The 16,809-nt window shown below is 65.6% G+C and carries 16 protein-coding genes; 4 read left to right on the top strand and 12 right to left on the bottom strand.

Going from position 1 to position 16,809, the window contains the following annotated elements; genetic code table 11:
* Positions 1 to 3 precede the first annotated feature (3 nt).
* From ABIB73_RS02625 to ABIB73_RS02615, 3 genes are all read left to right on the top strand, one after another.
* On the top strand, positions 4 to 390 hold the full coding sequence (locus tag ABIB73_RS02625; protein WP_354221142.1) for a nuclear transport factor 2 family protein: 387 nt from the start codon (positions 4 to 6) through the stop codon (positions 388 to 390).
* An 82-nt stretch (positions 391 to 472) separates the two neighbouring features.
* Positions 473 to 706, top strand: a complete 234-nt coding sequence (locus ABIB73_RS02620; RefSeq protein ID WP_354221140.1) for a DUF2171 domain-containing protein — start codon at positions 473 to 475, stop codon at positions 704 to 706.
* A 96-nt stretch (positions 707 to 802) separates the two neighbouring features.
* Positions 803 to 3,082, top strand: coding sequence for a ComEC/Rec2 family competence protein (locus ABIB73_RS02615; protein WP_354221138.1), 2,280 nt, complete (start codon positions 803 to 805; stop codon positions 3,080 to 3,082).
* A 9-nt stretch (positions 3,083 to 3,091) separates the two neighbouring features.
* On the opposite strand, the gene ABIB73_RS02610 is transcribed toward ABIB73_RS02615, so the two are convergent.
* From ABIB73_RS02610 to ABIB73_RS02575, 8 genes are all read right to left on the bottom strand, one after another.
* On the bottom strand, positions 3,092 to 4,027 hold the full coding sequence (locus ABIB73_RS02610) for a GAF domain-containing protein (protein ID WP_354221136.1): 936 nt from the start codon (positions 4,025 to 4,027) through the stop codon (positions 3,092 to 3,094).
* 194 nt (positions 4,028 to 4,221) lie between these two features.
* On the bottom strand, positions 4,222 to 4,656 hold the full coding sequence (locus tag ABIB73_RS02605) for a hypothetical protein (protein ID WP_354221134.1): 435 nt from the start codon (positions 4,654 to 4,656) through the stop codon (positions 4,222 to 4,224).
* Between the two features lie 192 nt (positions 4,657 to 4,848).
* Positions 4,849 to 5,052, bottom strand: a complete 204-nt coding sequence (locus tag ABIB73_RS02600) for a hypothetical protein (RefSeq protein ID WP_354221132.1) — start codon at positions 5,050 to 5,052, stop codon at positions 4,849 to 4,851.
* Between the two features lie 189 nt (positions 5,053 to 5,241).
* Positions 5,242 to 5,943, bottom strand: coding sequence for a transcriptional repressor LexA (lexA, locus tag ABIB73_RS02595; protein WP_354221130.1), 702 nt, complete (start codon positions 5,941 to 5,943; stop codon positions 5,242 to 5,244).
* Between the two features lie 176 nt (positions 5,944 to 6,119).
* Complete coding sequence (locus tag ABIB73_RS02590; RefSeq protein ID WP_354221128.1) at positions 6,120 to 7,331, bottom strand: molybdopterin molybdotransferase MoeA; 1,212 nt, start codon at positions 7,329 to 7,331, stop codon at positions 6,120 to 6,122.
* A gap of 234 nt (positions 7,332 to 7,565) precedes the next feature.
* Positions 7,566 to 7,772, bottom strand: a complete 207-nt coding sequence (locus ABIB73_RS02585) for a hypothetical protein (protein ID WP_354221126.1) — start codon at positions 7,770 to 7,772, stop codon at positions 7,566 to 7,568.
* Positions 7,773 to 7,929: 157 nt separating this feature from the next.
* Positions 7,930 to 8,553, bottom strand: coding sequence for an HAD family hydrolase (locus tag ABIB73_RS02580; protein ID WP_354221124.1), 624 nt, complete (start codon positions 8,551 to 8,553; stop codon positions 7,930 to 7,932).
* A 14-nt stretch (positions 8,554 to 8,567) separates the two neighbouring features.
* On the bottom strand, positions 8,568 to 9,695 hold the full coding sequence (locus ABIB73_RS02575) for an alpha-hydroxy acid oxidase (RefSeq protein WP_354221122.1): 1,128 nt from the start codon (positions 9,693 to 9,695) through the stop codon (positions 8,568 to 8,570).
* Positions 9,696 to 9,989: 294 nt separating this feature from the next.
* Between ABIB73_RS02575 and ABIB73_RS02570 the strand changes: the two genes are divergently transcribed.
* Positions 9,990 to 11,327 (top strand): S41 family peptidase, encoded by a 1,338-nt coding sequence (locus ABIB73_RS02570; RefSeq protein WP_354221120.1) that lies wholly within the window; start codon positions 9,990 to 9,992, stop codon positions 11,325 to 11,327.
* Positions 11,328 to 11,412: 85 nt separating this feature from the next.
* Here ABIB73_RS02570 and ABIB73_RS02565 read toward each other — a convergent pair whose 3' ends face one another.
* The 4 genes from ABIB73_RS02565 to trpD form a co-directional block, all read right to left on the bottom strand.
* On the bottom strand, positions 11,413 to 14,133 hold the full coding sequence (locus tag ABIB73_RS02565) for a bifunctional diguanylate cyclase/phosphodiesterase (RefSeq protein ID WP_354221118.1): 2,721 nt from the start codon (positions 14,131 to 14,133) through the stop codon (positions 11,413 to 11,415).
* 327 nt (positions 14,134 to 14,460) lie between these two features.
* Positions 14,461 to 14,961 (bottom strand): cyclic pyranopterin monophosphate synthase MoaC, encoded by a 501-nt coding sequence (gene moaC / locus ABIB73_RS02560; protein WP_354221116.1) that lies wholly within the window; start codon positions 14,959 to 14,961, stop codon positions 14,461 to 14,463.
* 1 nt (position 14,962) lies between these two features.
* Positions 14,963 to 15,784 (bottom strand): indole-3-glycerol phosphate synthase TrpC, encoded by an 822-nt coding sequence (gene trpC / locus ABIB73_RS02555; RefSeq protein ID WP_354221114.1) that lies wholly within the window; start codon positions 15,782 to 15,784, stop codon positions 14,963 to 14,965.
* Between the two features lie 8 nt (positions 15,785 to 15,792).
* Positions 15,793 to 16,806 carry an anthranilate phosphoribosyltransferase gene (trpD, locus tag ABIB73_RS02550; protein ID WP_354221112.1) on the bottom strand — a complete coding sequence of 338 codons (1,014 nt, stop codon included), beginning with the start codon at positions 16,804 to 16,806 and terminating at the stop codon, positions 15,793 to 15,795.
* Positions 16,807 to 16,809 lie beyond the last annotated feature (3 nt).

The following is a 16,809-nucleotide window of genomic DNA, read 5'->3' as shown; positions in this document are numbered from 1 at the left end:
ACAATGAGCAGCAAAGCCAGTGACATCGTTTCCGCCATCATCGCGAAATGGTGCGCCGGCTTCGCCAAGCTCGACGCCGCCGCGCTGTCGTCGCTGTATGCGAAGAACGCGTTCTTCTTTGGCTCCAACCCAAGACTCTATCGGGGCAGGGACGGGGTGACGGACTATTTCAACGGCCTGCCGCGATGGCGAAAGCCGAGCGCGGCGTTTTCCGAGGTGAACGCGGCGCAGGCCGGCCCGGACTTGATCAACATGGCCGCGACCATCTCGTTCGACATCGCCGGCGAGCGCCCCGATCTCATCGTCAAGATGAGCTGGGTCATCCTGCGCGAGGACGGCGACTGGAAGATCGTCAACCACCACGCCTCGTCACAAGCGCCGCTGATCTGACGCCGCCCACGGCAACGTCATTCCGGCGGAGGCAACGAACGGGCATCCCGCGCGTTGTGTGGGTCCCCAATGAGGATCCCCCATGCAGAACATCGCAGAGCATATGGAAGTCATCGGCGCCGATGGCGTCCACATCGGCACCGTCGACAAGGTCGAGGGCAACCGCATCAAGCTGACCAAGAAGGACAGCGGCGAGGGCGGCCACAAGGGCCACCATCACTTCATCGACAAGGGGCTCGTCGCCGATATCGAGGGTAACAAGGTCCGGCTCTCGGCCAAGGCGGCGGTCGCCGTGACGATGGAAGAGGAAAAGTAGGGGCTGACGCGGCCCGTTCCTGATCCGTACCGCTATTCGTCCGTCCGCACGTTCCGGTAGCCTCCGCTCCCATCGCATATCGTAAGGTGCAGGGGAATGGCGGAGCCGGGGCGGCCAGTTCGGTCCCAGGGTATCGCGGGGACTTGGCCCGTTGGCCGACCTGCGTCGGCCGGCGGCTTTGCGCCGGCGGGCTTTGGCGTTTGGCCCGCGCTTGTCGAGACGCTGCGCGAATGGGCGCGCGCCGAGGCCGGCGCCGGGCGGCTGTTCCCATGGGTGCCCGTCGCCTTCGGCTGTGGCATCGCGCTCTATTTCGCCGCCGATCATGAGCCGGTGCTCTGGGTCGTTGCTGCGACGGCGGTCGCACTGATGCTCGGCGCCGTTCTGTTGCGGCGGAGCCGGCTGTTTGCGCCTACCATCATGATCGCGGCGGTCGCGGCCGGTTTTGCGATGGCGACCTGGAAGACGGCGCGCATCGGTCACACCGTGCTGGCAAAGCCGCTCTATTCCGTGTTGCTGTCGGGCTTCGTCGAGACCCGCGACATCCGCGAGCGCACCGACCGTTTCGTGCTGCGCGTCACCGCGATGGAAGCGCAGCGCAGCGACGTCAAGCTGGAGCGCGTCCGCCTCTCCGTGCGCAAGGGCACCGCCCCCGAGGTCGGCAGCTTCGTGCAGTTGAGGGCGCGGCTGATGCCGCCGCTCTCGCCGTTGCGGCCCGGCAGCTACGATTTCTCCCGTGACATGTTCTTCCAGGGGATCGGCGCTTCCGGTTTTGCAATGGGTGCAATCACGGTGGCGGCGCCGGCCGAGACCGGGGGGATCAGGCTGCGCTACGCCGCGATGATGCAGGGACTGCGCGATGCGATTGACGCGCGCATTCGCGCGACACTCGACGGCGACAATCGCGCGATCGCGACCGCGCTGCTCACCGGTCGGCGCGATGCGATCACGACGCCCGTCAACGACGCCATGTTCATCTCGGGTCTCGGCCACGTGCTCTCGATCTCCGGCTATCACATGGCGGTCGTTGCCGGTGTCGTCTTCTTCGCGGTGCGCGCGCTGCTCGCTCTGATCCCGGGACTGGCGGGCGGCTTCGCCATCAAGAAATGGTCGGCGGCTGCGGCGCTGGTCGCGGCCGCTTTCTATCTGCTGCTGTCGGGCGCGGAGGTTGCCACGCAAAGATCGTTCTTCATGACAGCGGTGGTGTTGATCGCGGTGATGGTCGATCGCCGCGCCATCACCTTTCGCACGCTGGCGGTGGCAGCCCTGATCGTGCTTGCGGTCGCGCCGGAGGCTCTGGTGCATCCGAGCTTCCAGATGTCTTTCGCCGCCACGCTCGGGCTCGTGGCGCTGGTGCAAATCGGCATGCCGAACCTGTTCGCATCACCCGATCATTCCGCGACCGCGCGCATCGCGATGTGGGGCGGGCGCGAGATCGCGATGCTGTTCATGGCCTCGATGATCGCGGGTCTGGCGACCACGCCTTATGCCGCCTTCCACTTTCACCGTGTCACGCCGTTCGGCGTGCTCGCCAATCTCGGGGCGATGCCGGTGGTCTCGGCACTGGTCATGCCTGCCGGGCTGTTGGGATTGCTTGCCGCTCCCTTCGGGCTCGACGGCGTGTTCTGGTGGCTGATGGGGATCGGCATCGACTGGATGGTCGCAGTGTCGCGCTGGGTCGCGGCATTGCCCGGCGCCATCGGGCACGTCGGCGCCTTCGGCACCGCGCCGCTGATCGCGGCAAGCCTCGGGCTCGTCCTGATAGGCCTGTTGCGCACGCCTTTGCGCTGGTCCGGCGCGCTGGTGCTGTTCGTTGCGATCCTTTGGGGTTTGTCCGTCCGGCAACCCGATATCCTGATTGCCGGTGACGGGCAGAGCGTTGCGGTGAGGGGCAGGGATGGGCAGCTGCATCTGATCAGGACGAACAAGGACAGCTTTCTGCTCAAGGAGTGGCTTGCGGCCGATGCTGACTCCCGCGATGCCGGCAGCGCCTCGCTCGCCAACGACGTGTCGTGCGACGATTCAGGCTGCGTGACGCCGCTTGCCGATGGCCGCCTGGTCGCGCTGGCGCTGCGCATCGAGGCGCTGGCCGATGATTGCAGCCGCGCCGCGCTGGTGGTGACGGCCCGGCCTGCGCCGCCCGATTGTACGGCGATGGTGGTCGATCGGCAGCGTCTGGCGAGCCAGGGCGCGCTGGCGCTGACGCGGCGCGGCGACGGCTTTGCGGTTCAGGCGGTGAAGGCCAGGGGCGCAGATCGTCCCTGGTCACCGGCTACCGCCGGCGCGGGGGATTTCGACACGAGTCTTGCGCCGAAAGCGGTCGCGCCCCGCAACCGGGACGCTACGCCTGCGGAAGCCGATTTGCAGGCCGAGGATTGAGCGGACTGACTAAAGGTACCAGGCCAGCACGGCTTCGAGCCTTGCGCCGTCGATCACTGGCAGGACCACCATCCGGCTCAGTCCGGCCGCGCAAGCCTCCACGGCTGATCCGTCATGCGCAAGATCATCGTTGAGCGCGGGTATACCGGTGGCCCAGGCCCCGCCGATGCTGCCTTCGCCCCTGGCGATGGATTTGGTCGCATAGAGCGCGGCGAGGTCGGTCTGCGCACTGCAATCGCCGGCGCGAAACACCAGCGCCGAACGGGCCTCGTTCGGGACCCAGGTCTCGACGCGGCGCGCAATCGGCGTGGCTTGGGCGGAGAGGAATGTCAGGACCCAAGTCTGGTTGGTGCCGGTCCGGTAGGGCACGCCGACGCCGAGATTGATCCCGACCTTGGCGGCGTCCTCCCAGCGCAGAAAACTCTTTGCATCGTGCAGATCCCTGATGATCAGCGGCAGGCCCGCTTTCCAGGTGCGTCCGGGCAGGCCGAAGCCGCGGGGAAATTTGGTGTGGCGGGAGTTGAACTCGAAGATGTCGGCGCTGCCGTAATAGCCGTCGACGAGCCCCATCTCGTGCGAGACCTCGGCATCGTTGTGCCAGAGCTCGATCGCGCCGACATGCGCCTCGTCGCCGCCGCAGAGCAGCACCATGACGGCTTGCAAAAATTCGCCGGCAAACACCGGCACGGCCACGCCGCAGGTCAAGCCGGCCTTGAGAGCCTGATCGGTCCGCATGAAATAGGAGTTGGCGAATTTGGTGAGGATCACCGGGTGGCCGCTGGCCCATGCCTTGCCGGGAAGCCCCTGGTCATATCCGAAGCGGAGGTTCTCGCTCGCGGCCTTGAATGCGGACAGGCCTTCGCTGTAGAGGCCGCCGCCAAACTCCAGCCGCACGCGCGTCCGGTCAGGCACCCAGAGTTCAACGACGCGAATGAAGGTTTTCATCGAGCGTGTCCGCCGCCTCAAGCCGCGAACAGCATCGGCCATTTGGCAGCGGAGCGGACGTTCAAAATTCAGGCAGGGCAGCGCAAACTTCGTGCGGCGGGAGATAAAGAGACGCAAACCACTCCATCTCGCCGGCCTCGGCCGGCGATGGACATTTCAATCCTCGCCCCAGCCATGGCCGGGGGAAGGCTGCGTCAGCCGATCGGCAGGCGGGTGATCGTTGGCTGCCTGTCGGCGGTGATCTGCGGCTTGTGCTCGCGTTCGCCGACCGGCTGGGTTACCGGCAATTGCAGCACGGTTGCGCGCTGGCCTTCGACGAGCTGAGTCACCAGCACGTATTTGCCGTCGGGGAATTCGATCGCGTCATGATGGCGATCGGGAATGTGCGGATCGACCTTGCCGAACTTGCCGACGCGGGAGTTGATGGTGCGCGTCCAGATCCAGCGATTGTCGTAGCGGACGCTGTCGGCGAAGGCGAGCTCCGTTCCCGGCAGCAGGCAGACCGCGACGGACATGTCGGCTTCGGAGGCGAAGCCGCGCGTCGAGGTGCCGCGGAAGGTCGTCGTGACGATCGTCTCGCCGACTTCTGCGGGACGCGTCGCGACGGCATGAAGGCTATAGTCACACATCGGGTGCTCCTCATTCAGGATAGAGCACCCGCGCCTCTTCTGAGGCGCAGGCCTCTATCAGAGTGGAAGCCTGCAACCCTCTGCTTGGTTGTGGGCAAATCTGCGGCTTGGGTCCGCGAGCCACAATCACAATATCTTTTTCAAATGCACGAGGAACAATGCCTGCACTCGTGCATTTGGGGAGCTTCGACGTCAGCGGCCAGCAGGCGCCGACCAACCCGAATATTGCCAGGCCGGCTGCGACGGCCGTTCAACCGCATTGCGGGCATCGCGGAATTGCTCGCTCGTCGCCTGCGGTGCCTTGCGGGCATGGTGCTGCGACTGTGCGGCGAAGGCTTGCGACGCTGATGCTGCGATCAGCGCCACCGTGACTGTGCTCAGAATGATCTTGCGCATGGTTGTCTCCTCGGTCTCTCAAAGGCCTGCGAAGCGATGGATGCTTCGTGCGGCGTGCCGAGGATGTAGCGCCGGAGAGGGGGCCGGATAATCTGTGCAAAACCAGAAAGACTATCCAGCCGGAGCGGACAATCGTCCGCTCCAATCGTGAACGCGCGGCCGCCAGCCAAGCGGCCGAGCGCAATAGGCTTAATACTTCCGGTAAAGCCCGATCAGCTTGCCCTGAATTTTCACCCGGTTGGGCGGCAGGATGCGCACCTCATAGGCGGCGTTCGCCGGCTCGAGCGCGATCGAGGCGCCACGGCGGCGGAAGCGCTTCAAGGTTGCTTCCTCGTCGTCGATCAGCGCCACCACGATGTCGCCGGTATCGGCGGTCTCGTTGCGCTGGATCAGCGCCATGTCGCCGTCGAGGATGCCGGCCTCGACCATCGAATCACCGCGCACTTCGAGCGCGTAGTGTTCGCCCGAGCCGAGCATGTCAGGCGGTACGCTGATGGTATGGCTGCGGGTCTGCAAGGCCTCGATCGGCGTACCGGCCGCGATACGGCCCATCACCGGCACCGCGACGGGACGTTCGCCGTCGTCCGCGGGCCCGCTGGAGCTGGCGCGCACCTTGCCGAGGTTGCCTTCGATGACGCTCGGGGTGAAGCCGCGGCGGCTGCCGGCGGCGGCCTGGAGCTCGGGCAGCTTGATCACCTCGATGGCGCGGGCGCGGTTGGGCAGGCGCCGGATGAAGCCGCGCTCCTCGAGCGCGGTGATCAGGCGATGGATGCCCGATTTCGAGCGCAGATCGAGCGCGTCCTTCATCTCGTCGAAAGAGGGCGGCACGCCGCTTTCCTTCAAGCGTTCGCTGATGAACCGCAGAAGCTCGTATTGTTTGCGCGTTAGCATCTCGATCAAAATCCCCCGGTTGATGTCGTTCGGTTCCGAGACGTTCAATTCAGCGGCGAGCCGCTAGATGCTCGAAACAAATCATGAACGGACACTATATGTTCGATATGTGTTCCGCAACTGCTTAATTTACCGTGAACGCCGCAAAGTTCAGGGAACGCATGTGGTCCAGACGTTCAGGCGGGGAGCCGCAACACCTCGCAGGGCGAGCCTGTTTCAGCCTTCGGTGCAAACGGCGCGCGCACGAGAAGTGCCTGTGCCGCAGCGAGATTCGCGAGCAGCGAGGAATCCTGATGATTGACCGGAAGGGCGACGAGCGTGCCGTCGTCGCGCACCTCGAGACGCGCGCGAAGATAATCCTCGCGCTGGTCATTGGCGCCGACATCGCGGCCGAGCACGGCGCGCTCGCGGCGATGATGAATCACTTCGCGGCCCGACAGCGCACGAATCAGCGGCACCATGAACAGGAAACCGCAAACGTAGGACGACACGGGATTGCCCGGCAGGCCGATCACCCGCATCGTGCCGAGCCGCCCGTGCATCATCGGCTTGCCCGGCCGCATCGCGATCTTCCAGAACGCCATCGAGATACCTTCGGCATTGAGCGCCGGCTGGACCAGGTCGTGGTCGCCGACCGAGGCGCCGCCGGTCGTGATCAGGATGTCGGCGCCGGTCTCGCGCGCGCGGCGGATGCCCGCCGTGGTGGCCTCCAGCGTGTCGGCGGCAACGCCGAGATCGATGGTGTCGGCGCCCTCGCGGCGGGCGAGCGCGTGCAGGGCGTAGCCGTTGGAATAGACGATCTGGCCATGACCGGGCGTGGTGCCGGGCATCACCAGTTCGTCGCCGGTGGCGAGGACCGCGACCTTCGGACGGCGGCGGACGGGAAGCTGCGGATGGTTCATGCCGGCCGCGAGCGCGAGGTCGCGTTCCGTGAGCCTGGTGCCCTTGAGCAAGAGCATGTCGCCCTCGCGAAAGTCGATGCCGGCGGGGCGGATGTGCCGTCCGCGGATGGCAGCTTCCTTGATGGTGATGCGCCTGCCGTCTGCGACCGTGTCCTCTTGGATCACGACGGCGTCGGCGCCGTCGGGAACCACGCCGCCGGTGAAGATCCGTACTGCTTCGCCGGCGCCGACCGTTCCGGCAAACGGCCGGCCCGCCGCGACCTCACCGATCACCGTCAGCTGGGAATCGATCTTTGCCGCGTCGACTGCGCGCACGGCATATCCGTCCATCGCCGACATCGCCTGCGGCGGCTGCGTGCGCCGCGCCGCGACATCGCGCGCGAGCACGCGATGGAAGGCATCGTCCAGCGGGGCCGCTTCTTCGGACAGCGGCTCAGCGCCGGCAAGCACCGCGGCAAGCGCGTCAGAAACCGGCATCAAGGCCACGGGTGAAAACTCCTGCTTGGCGCCGTTCGGGCGAATGGGCGGCGAGAGTTCTAACCGAGTGCGGGCGCAGAGGCAAAGCAGCTGCGGAGCGGGATTACTCATCCTGCATCGCCGGCTCTGCATTGCGAGAGGCTGGCGTCAGGTCCGGCGCGGCACGATCCGAAAGACGAGACGGATCGGTAAGAGCGTGGCCAAGGCGAGGATGAGAATGACGCGCGCCATGGCCAGCATCGATCAACTTCCCGTCTGCTGGCCCGGACTGACGTCCGGCGCCACATCAGGAGCTTTGGGGCCCTGATCCCTGTCGGGCAGCGGATCGGCCTGGGATTTCAGGTCGGCGGCCTTGCTGATCAGCTTTGCCGAAAGGTCCGAATCGGAGGTGGTTCTGGCGAATTGGAGAAGGAGAAAGGCTTGCTTGGTGAGGTAGGTTTTGCCCAACACGATGATGCGTCCGTCCGTAGAAGTCCCGACGGACTCAAGAGTCCGGAAGCAGCATTCCGTTCCTGGAACTCCGTACAAAAATGCACAAAGTGTTCTGGTTCCTCATTTCCGGGTGAAATTGTTCCGGAATCGGCCGACTGGAGGGCCTCGCCAACGGTCAGATTCCCAGTGCCTTCAGCGCGTCGCCGACATCGCGGGGCGAGGTCACATGCACCGCGGTCAGCCCGCACGCCCGCGCGCCTTCGACATTCTCGGCAAGGTCATCGAAGAACACGATTCGCTGCGCCGGCACGCCGATCGCAGCCACGACATGGTCGAAGGCTTCCGCATCCGGTTTGCGCAGGCCGATGCTGGAGGACAGGTACACCTCGCGGAAATGGCCGAGGAGGTCGGCATATTCCTTCGAGAAATGGTCCACATGCGGCTGATTGGTGTTGGAGAAGGCGTAGAGCGGCATCTGCTTCGCCGCCCGCGGCAACAGCTCCGCGATATCAGGCATCTCACCCGCGAAGATCGCGTTCCAGCCTTCCAGGAACTGCGCATCCGAAATGCCGATCCCGAGTGACGCGCGCAGCGATTCGAAATAGGCCTCGTCGCTGATCTTGCCGACCTCGTGCAGCCGGTAGGCCTCGTCGCGCATATAGCGCGCGGCGATGGCCTCGGGCTTGCAGCCGGCATGTCCCGCCCAGCAGGCGATCGCCTTGGAGAAATCGATATCGAGCACCACGCGCCCGAGATCGAACAGAAGCGCGTCGGCGCTGCCGGGAGAGAGCGAGGTCATTGCATCCTTTCAGGTCAGTACCGATACGGCTCGGTGTCGAACAGCGGGAACGCGCTGAACACGCTCGGCGCGTTGGTGGCCGTCGCTGCATGCAGGCAGGATTTGTTCACTTCGGCGAACGAGGTGGCCCCGAGCAGGCCGAGGCAGCGCAGCACCTCGTCCTCCAGGAGTTCCAGCATCCGCGTCACGCCGGCTTCACCGGCCGCCGCCAGTGCCCAGCATTGCAGCCGGCCGATGCCGACGAGGTCGGCGCCAGCGGCGATCGCCTTGACGATGTCGGTGCCGCGGCAGAAGCCGCCGTCGACCATGATCCTGGCGCGGCCCTTCACGGCATCGACGATCTCGGGCAGCACATGCATGGCGCCGCGGCCATGATCGAGCTGGCGGCCGCCATGGTTGGAGACGTAGATCCACTCGACGCCGTGATCGACCGCGATCTGGGCGTCCTCGGCGGTGGCAATGCCCTTGAGGATCAGGGGGATCTTGAACTTGTCCTTGACCATCTTCACGGTCCGCCACTCCAGGCCCTTCTGGAAATCGCCGCCGGTGGCGCGCAGCCGGCTCTCGCGAACGTAGCGCTTGGCGATGTCACGCTCACGACGGCTGTAATGGGCTGTGTCGACCGTCAGGCAGAAGCCGGCATAATTGTTCTTCTCGGCGCGGCTGACGACATCGGCGACGAAGGCATCGTCGCCGCGGACATAGAGCTGGAACAGGCGTAGCGCATCGGGGGCTGCCTCGGCGGTCTTTTCCAGGCCGGGCTCAGATACCGAGCTTAGCATGTGCGCCGCTCCGAAGGTGCCGGCGCCGCGCGACACGCTGGCGGCGCCGTGCGGGTCGAAGATTTCCAGTGCGCCGACCGGGGCCAGCACCACCGGCAGGCGCATCTTGCGGCCGAACTGCTCGACCGAGCCGTCGACCTTGCGGACGTCGCGCAGCACGCGCGGACGAAACGCGATCTCGTCCAGCGCCATGCGGTTGCGGCGCATCGTGGTCTCGGTTTCGGCGGCGCCGACGATATAGTCCCAGGCGTTCTGGTTGAGGTTGGAGCGCGCCTTCCGGATGAATTCGTGCAGGTTCTGGAACGGCTCGTTGCTGGCGCCGAGTTCGACGTTCCGTTGTGGCCGGAGCGCTTCGTTCATTGTTGTCCTCCCGAGAATTTGAAGCCTTATGCCATCGGGTATCCCGTCCAGGCCTCCAAAACCATCCTAAAATCGCATAGCTGCGAGGCGTGGGCCGGTCGACCGATTCCCGCTTTGCGCCAGGCGGTTTCCGGAGGTTGCCAAAAGTTTAGGCCCGGACGAAGGGATTTCTGTACTGTACCCGCCGGCGTGGCATGCCGGCCTTGAAGAAACCAGAATGATATTGTGAGAACCGGGCTGGATCGCCATTTGCATGGCGCCTCTCAAGCCCCAAGCGAAAAGGCCAACCATTCCATGCGGAAAACCCTGCTGTTCCCCCTGGGCGCGCTTACTGGAGCGTGTCTGACCCTTCTCGTAGCCAGCCCGCACGGCGGAGTATGGGCGGCACGGGCGGCAGCCAGCGCGGACGATGCCTATTCCCAGCTCAACCTGTTCGGCGAAGTCTTTGAGCGGGTGAAGGCGAGCTATGTCGAGAAGCCCGACAATTCCAAGCTGATCGAAGGCGCGATCACGGGCATGGTGACCTCGCTCGACCCGCATTCGCGCTACATGAACGACAAGGCCTGGACCGAGATGCAGGAGACCACCTCCGGCGAGTTCGGCGGCCTAGGCATCGAGGTCACCATGGAGGACGGCCTGGTCAAGGTCGTCTCGCCGATCGACGACACCCCGGCGTCCAAGGCTGGCATCATGTCGGGCGATCTCATCAGCAAGATCGACGGCGACGCCGTGCAGGGTATGACGCTGGAGCAGGCCGTCAACAAGATGAAGGGCCCGGTCGACACCAAGACCAAGCTCACCATCGTGCGCAAGGGCGCGGACGCCCCGCTCGACGTCGCGATCACGCGCGAGATCATCCATGTGCGCCCGGTGCGCTTCCACGTCGAGAACGGCGACATCGGCTATATCCGCATCACGTCGTTCAACGAGCAGACCACCGACGGCCTGAAGAAGGCGATCGCTTCGATCTCCAAGGACATCCAGCCCGAGAAGCTCGCGGGCTATGTCGTCGACCTCCGCAACAATCCCGGCGGCCTGCTCGACCAGGCAGTGTCGGTGTCCAGCGCGTTCCTGGCGCGCGGCGAGGTGGTATCAACCCGCGGGCGGAATCCGGAAGAGACCCAGCGCTTCACCGCCCATGGCGGCGATCTCATCAAGGGCAAGCCGCTGGTGGTGCTGATCAATGGCGGCTCGGCCTCGGCGTCGGAGATCGTCGGTGGCGCGCTGCATGATCACAAGCGTGCCACGATCATCGGCACGCGCTCGTTCGGCAAGGGCTCGGTGCAGACCATCATTCCGCTTGGCGCCGGCAACGGCGCGCTGGCGCTGACCACGGCGCGTTACTACACGCCGTCGGGCCGCTCGATCCAGGCCCAGGGCATCGCGCCCGACATCGAGATCCTCCAGGACGTGCCGCCCGAGCTGAAAGGCCGGGTCGACACCATGGCGGAGTCCCAGATGCGCGGCCATCTCTCGGCCGCCGATGGCACCGAGCAGACGGGTTCGCAGTCCTACGTCCCGCCGGAAGAGAAGGACGACAAGGCGCTGCGCGCCGCCTATGACTTCCTGCATGGCGTCACGGTGAATGCGGTGGCCGCGAAGCCGGCGCCGAAGACGACGGTGCCGAACTAAGCCTCGCCGCGATGGCGTTGGATGCCCTCGCCCTGCAAGCGGGGCGAGGTGGGGACGGAGAGCTCCTCGGTAAACCGCGCTGGTGCTAGCCCGCCTCGCGGCGGCGGGTCTCGCTGCCACCGCGCTGGGCGAGCCGGCTGCGATGAAGCGCGAACAGCTCCAACACCTTGTCGGCCGGCTTTGCGGCGCTGAACAGATAGCCTTGCATTTCCGAGCAGCCGAGTGTGCGCAGCAGGCGCTGCTGCTCCTCGGTCTCGACGCCCTCGGCCGTGGTGGTCATGCGGCGGGCGCTGGCGAGGTTGACCACGGCCTGCACGATGCTAGCGGAGCCGTCGGGACCTGCGATGTCGTTGACGAAGCAGCGGTCGATCTTGATCTTGTCGAACGGGAAGCGGTGCAGATAGCTCAGTGACGAGTAGCCGGTGCCGAAATCGTCGAGCGCGATACGCACGCCGATGGCACGGAGCTGGTGCAGGATCGCAAGCGCGGTGTCGTCGTCGCGGATCAGCACGGCCTCGGTGATCTCGAGCTCGAGCCGGCTCGCTGGCAGGTTGGAGGCGGCCAGCGCCGCCATGATCTTCAGCGCCAGCGTGCCGCTCTTGAACTGCACCGGCGAGACGTTGACGGCGAGGCGGATGTCGTCGGGCCAGGCGGCCGCGTCGCGGCAGGCGGTCGCCAGCACCCACTCGCCGATCTCGTTGATCAGGCCGGTATCCTCCGCGATCGGGATGAATTCGGCCGGCGAGACCATGCCGCGCTCGGGATGGCGCCAGCGCACCAGAGCCTCGCAGCCGGTGATGCGATCGTCCTTCAGGCTGAGGCAGGGCTGGTAGTAGACTTCTAGACCACCATGGGCGATGGCCTGGCGCAGGTCGATCTCGAGCTGCCGCCGCTCGCGCACCTTGGCGTCCATCTCGGGCTCGAAGAAGCGATAGGTGCGGCGTCCGGCGGCCTTGGCGGCGTACATCGCCATGTCCGCGTTCTTCAGGATCTGGTCCAGCGCACTGCCGTGTCCCGGCGCCAGCGCAATGCCGATGCTGGCGTCGGTGGTGAGGTGATGGCCCATGCAGTCGAACGGCGTGCGGATCGCCGCGAAGACCCGCGCGACGAGATCGTTGACCTGGTCCGGCGAGGTCACCGCACTCTGCACGATCGCGAATTCGTCGCCGCCGAGCCGCGCCACGAAATCGGTCGGACCCGTACAGTGGCTGATACTCGTGGCCACCGACTTCAACAGCTCGTCGCCGACGAGATGTCCGAGCGCGTCGTTGACGCCCTTGAACTCGTCGATGTCGATGTAGTGGACCGCAAGCTCTTCGCCGTCGACGATGGTGGCCAGCAGTTCGCGCAAATGTTCGTGGAACATGGCACGGTTGGGCAGGTCGGTCAGCGCGTCGTAATGGGCAAGGTGGGTGATGCGCTCCTCGATGCGACGGCGCTCGGTGATGTCCTCGTGCGTCGCCACCCAGCCGCCGTCGCCGAGAGGCTCGTTGACGATCTGGATAGAACGGCCGTCACTGGTGTCGACGACCATGGAGTTGCGCACATGGATGTCGCGCAGCACGCGCGCGACATACTGGTCCACGTCGCCGGTGAACGAGCCTGTGGCCTTGCGATGCGCGATGATGTCGCGGAAACTGTAGCCCGGCTTCACGATCTCGGCCGACAGTCGGTACATCTCGATATAGCGCTGGTTGCAGACTACGAGTTGTTGCGAGGCGTCGAACAACAGAAGGCCCTGGGTCATGTTGTTGACGGCGCGGTCGAGGCGCTGCTTCTCCAGCGTCAGCCGCTCGCGCGAGAGGCGGTGCTGCTCCAGGAGCTTGCGCACGATCGCGATCAGCACGCCTGCAATCGCGAGCGCGGACGCGCCGGCGACCGAAATCAGGATGCCGATCTGCTCACGCCAGTCCGCCAGGGCCGCCGCGCGTGTCGTGGTCGCCATCATCAGGATCGGGAAGTGAGGCAGGGCGCGCGCCGAAATCAGCCGGTCGTCGCCGTCAACCGGACTGGTGAAGCGCCCGGCGAAGTGATCGAGCCCGAAGACCCTCTGCTGCGCGAACGAGCCGGTCTTGAAATTCCGCCCCATCAGGTCGCTGGCGTGGGGATAGCGGGCGAGCAGCGTACCGTCACGGTGCAGCATCGAGATGGTGGCGCCTTCGCCGAGCACGACGGACTCGAAGAATTTCTCGAAATTGGCAGGCTCGATGCCGCGCCCGACCACGCCCATGAACTCGCCGTTCGGCGCGACGATCCTGCGGACGATCAGGATGGTCCAGGCGCCGGAAATGCGGCTATGCACCGGTTCGATCAGCACATCGGGCGCATAGGGATCGTATCGGAAGGTCCGGAAGTAGGCGCGGTCGGCGAGGTTGACCTTGGGGACCGGCCATGCCGTCGATGAATTGATCAGATTGCCGTCGGCATCGATGATGTTGACGCCGCCCATGTAAGGCAGCGCCTCGATCTTCGAGCGCAGCATCCGGTGGATGTCCGGGCCGGAGAGGCGCTTGCGATAGTCTTCCGCGGTCGTGATTCCGCTCGCGCGGACGTGGTCGACGAAATCCTTCTGGATGACGGCGAAATCCTGCAACTGCTGATCGAAATGATGGGCGAGCAGCAGCACGGTGTTTTCCAGCTCGCGGCTAGAGTTGCGCAGCGCGCGCTCGCGGAAATTCTGCGCCATCAACGTCGCGCCGACGGCGATTGCCGCGATCAGGAGTGCGCCGCCCACCACCAGCCAGCGGATCGGTCCGCCGCGCACGAAGGCATGGTCAAAAAGGCGACTGCCGTATCTCGTCATCATGTGGATCGTTGCCGTGCACACGTCAGGGTCAGTTCTTGACCCGCAGAACACCCGTTGGTTTACGGGAACGATGTGGAGGCGACGTTAGGAAGCGCGGTTAATGCGCCATGAACCGCAATACACAAATGCAATCGATGCGCGCGGCGGGAGGCGTGCAGGATTTGTCGCAAGGTCTCACGATGCCGGTCAGTTCTTGTCGGTCACATGATGATCAACCAAGGCTTAACCATCTAACCTGTTGACGATCCTTGATGCCGCGAACGCCACGGGCAGCATGCTCAGCGCAAAATTCCGATCGATCAGCTCGTCGCTGAAATGACGGTGCGATCAGGCGCGATAGTGGCCGGACTTGCCGCCCGTTTTCTCGACGAGACGGATTCCTTCGATGCGCACACCGCGCTCCACCGCCTTGATCATGTCGTAGATGGTGAGGCAGGCGACCGACACCGCGGTGAGCGCCTCCATCTCGACGCCGGTCGGGCCCGTGACCTTGACGCTGGCGCGGACGAGACAGCCCGGCAGTTTGGTGTCGGGCTCGATGTCGACCGTGACTTTCGACAGCGCGAGCGGGTGACAGAGCGGGATCAGCTCCGAGGTGCGTTTGGCCGCCATGATGCCGGCGATCCGCGCGGTGCCGAGCACGTCGCCCTTCCTGGCGTTGCCCGAGACAATCAGATCAAGCGTCGCCGTGCTCATGACGACGCGCCCCTCGGCGACCGCGATCCGTTCGGTGGCGGGCTTGTCAGACACGTCCACCATGCGAGCCTCGCCGGAGGCGTCGATATGGGTGAGGGCAGGGCTCGCCTTCTTCGACGGCTTACGCGCCATATCAGCGCGTACCCGCGGCGCGCGCCGTGGTCTCGCGCGCGAGCAGCGCGCGCGTAGCCGCGGTCACGTCGGCCTGTCGCATCAGGCTCTCGCCGACCAGGAAGGTCGAGATGCCGACGCGCTCGAGCCGGGCGAGGTCTGCGGGCGTAAAGATGCCGCTCTCGCCGACCATCAGCCGGCCCTCGGGGATCAGCGGCGCCAGCGCCTCGCTGGTCGCAAGCGTGGTCTCGAAGGTGCGTAAGTTCCGGTTGTTGACCCCGATCATCGGCGAGCGAAGCTTTAGCGCGCGGTCGAGCTCGTCGCGGTCGTGGATTTCGATCAGCACGTCCATGCCATAAGCGAGGGCGGCGTCTTCGAGGTCCTTGGCCGCGGCATCATCGAGGGCGGCCATGATGATGAGGATGCAATCGGCGCCATGCGCGCGCGCCTCCGCCACCTGATAGGTGTCGAACAGAAAATCCTTGCGCAGCACTGGCAGCGACGTGGCCGTGCGCGCCGCCACCATGAAGTCGAGATGGCCCTGGAACGAGGGCGTGTCCGTCAACACCGACAGACAGGCGGCGCCGCCCGCTTCATAGGCCTTGGCAAGCTCCGGTGGATTGAAATCCGCGCGGATCAGGCCCTTGGACGGCGACGCCTTCTTGACCTCGGCGATCAGCGCGTAATCGCCATTGGCGTGCTTGGCCTTGATCGCGCGGACAAAGCCGCGCGGCGCGGCTTGGCCCTTGGCTTTCGCCTCGACCGCCGAGAGCGGCTGCTCGCGCTTGGCAACGGCGATCTCCTCGCGCTTGTAGGCTTCGATCCTGGTCAGGATGTCGGACATGGGAAGGCTCAGCTGTTCGAGACCGCGATCAGGTGTTTCAGCCGCGCGCTCGCCGCGCCGCTGTCGAGCGATTTCGTGCCGATCGCAACGCCCTCCTTGAGGTCCTTGGCGCGGCCGGCCACGACCAGCGCGGCGGCCGCGTTGATCAGCGCGACGTCGCGATAGGGGCTCGGCTTGCCGTCGAGCACGCTTTGCAGCGCAATCGCATTGGCGTCGGCGTCACTGCCCTTGAGCGCACCGGGCTCGCAGCGCGACAGGCCGGCGTCCTCGGGCGTCACCTCGAAATTCCTGATCTCGCCATTGTGGAGCGCGGAGACGAAGGTGGGGCCGGTGAGGGTGATCTCGTCGAGCCCATCGGAGCCGTGCACGACCCAGGCGGATTCGGAGCCGAGATTCTTCAGCACCTGCGCCAGCGGCTGCACCCATTGCCGCGAGAAGACGCCGACCATCTGCCGCTTCACGCCGGCCGGGTTGGACAGCGGTCCGAGCAGATTGAAGATCGTGCGGGTGGCGAGCTCGACCCGGGTCGGGCCGACGTTCTTCATGGCCGGGTGGTGCGCCGGCGCGAACATGAAGCCGATGCCGCATTCGCGCACGCAGCGACCGACCTGCTCGGGCTTGAGATCGATCTTCACGCCGAGCGAGGCCAGCACATCGGCCGCGCCCGAGCGCGACGACAGCGCGCGGTTGCCGTGCTTGGCCACCGGCAGGCCGGTGCCCGAGACGATGAAGGAAGCGCAGGTCGAGACGTTGACCGAGCCGGAGCCGTCGCCGCCGGTGCCGACGATATCGACAGCGTCCGCGGGTGCGTCGACTGTAAGCATCTTGGACCGCATCGCCGAGACCGCGCCGGTAATCTCGTCCACGGTCTCGCCGCGCACCCGCAGCGCCATCAAGAGGCCGCCCATCTGCGAGGGCGTGGCCTCGCCCGACATCACGGCGTCGAAGGCCGAAGCCGCTTCGTCGCGCGACAGGCTGGCGCCGGTCGCCACTTTTCCAATGATCGATTTCAGGTCGTCCATCGC

It is taken from the genome of Bradyrhizobium sp. F1.4.3, from assembly GCF_040548375.1.
GTDB lineage: Bacteria > Pseudomonadota > Alphaproteobacteria > Rhizobiales > Xanthobacteraceae > Bradyrhizobium.
The sequence above is the reverse complement of the archived record's forward strand: the minus strand, read 5'-3'. Positions and strand labels throughout refer to the sequence as shown.

Coding starts and splice junctions, on each gene's coding strand:
- ABIB73_RS02625 (WP_354221142.1), top strand. CDS start 4: ATGAGCAGCAAAGCCAGTGACATCGTTTCCGCCATCATCGCGAAATGG.
- ABIB73_RS02620 (WP_354221140.1), top strand. CDS start 473: ATGCAGAACATCGCAGAGCATATGGAAGTCATCGGCGCCGATGGCGTC.
- ABIB73_RS02615 (WP_354221138.1), top strand. CDS start 803: ATGGCGGAGCCGGGGCGGCCAGTTCGGTCCCAGGGTATCGCGGGGACT.
- ABIB73_RS02610 (WP_354221136.1), bottom strand. CDS start 4,027: ATGAAAACCTTCATTCGCGTCGTTGAACTCTGGGTGCCTGACCGGACG.
- ABIB73_RS02605 (WP_354221134.1), bottom strand. CDS start 4,656: ATGTGTGACTATAGCCTTCATGCCGTCGCGACGCGTCCCGCAGAAGTC.
- ABIB73_RS02600 (WP_354221132.1), bottom strand. CDS start 5,052: ATGCGCAAGATCATTCTGAGCACAGTCACGGTGGCGCTGATCGCAGCA.
- lexA (WP_354221130.1), bottom strand. CDS start 5,943: ATGCTAACGCGCAAACAATACGAGCTTCTGCGGTTCATCAGCGAACGC.
- ABIB73_RS02580 (WP_354221124.1), bottom strand. CDS start 8,553: ATGACCTCGCTCTCTCCCGGCAGCGCCGACGCGCTTCTGTTCGATCTC.
- ABIB73_RS02575 (WP_354221122.1), bottom strand. CDS start 9,695: ATGAACGAAGCGCTCCGGCCACAACGGAACGTCGAACTCGGCGCCAGC.
- ABIB73_RS02570 (WP_354221120.1), top strand. CDS start 9,990: ATGCGGAAAACCCTGCTGTTCCCCCTGGGCGCGCTTACTGGAGCGTGT.
- ABIB73_RS02565 (WP_354221118.1), bottom strand. CDS start 14,133: ATGATGACGAGATACGGCAGTCGCCTTTTTGACCATGCCTTCGTGCGC.
- moaC (WP_354221116.1), bottom strand. CDS start 14,961: ATGGCGCGTAAGCCGTCGAAGAAGGCGAGCCCTGCCCTCACCCATATC.
- trpC (WP_354221114.1), bottom strand. CDS start 15,784: ATGTCCGACATCCTGACCAGGATCGAAGCCTACAAGCGCGAGGAGATC.
- trpD (WP_354221112.1), bottom strand. CDS start 16,806: ATGGACGACCTGAAATCGATCATTGGAAAAGTGGCGACCGGCGCCAGC.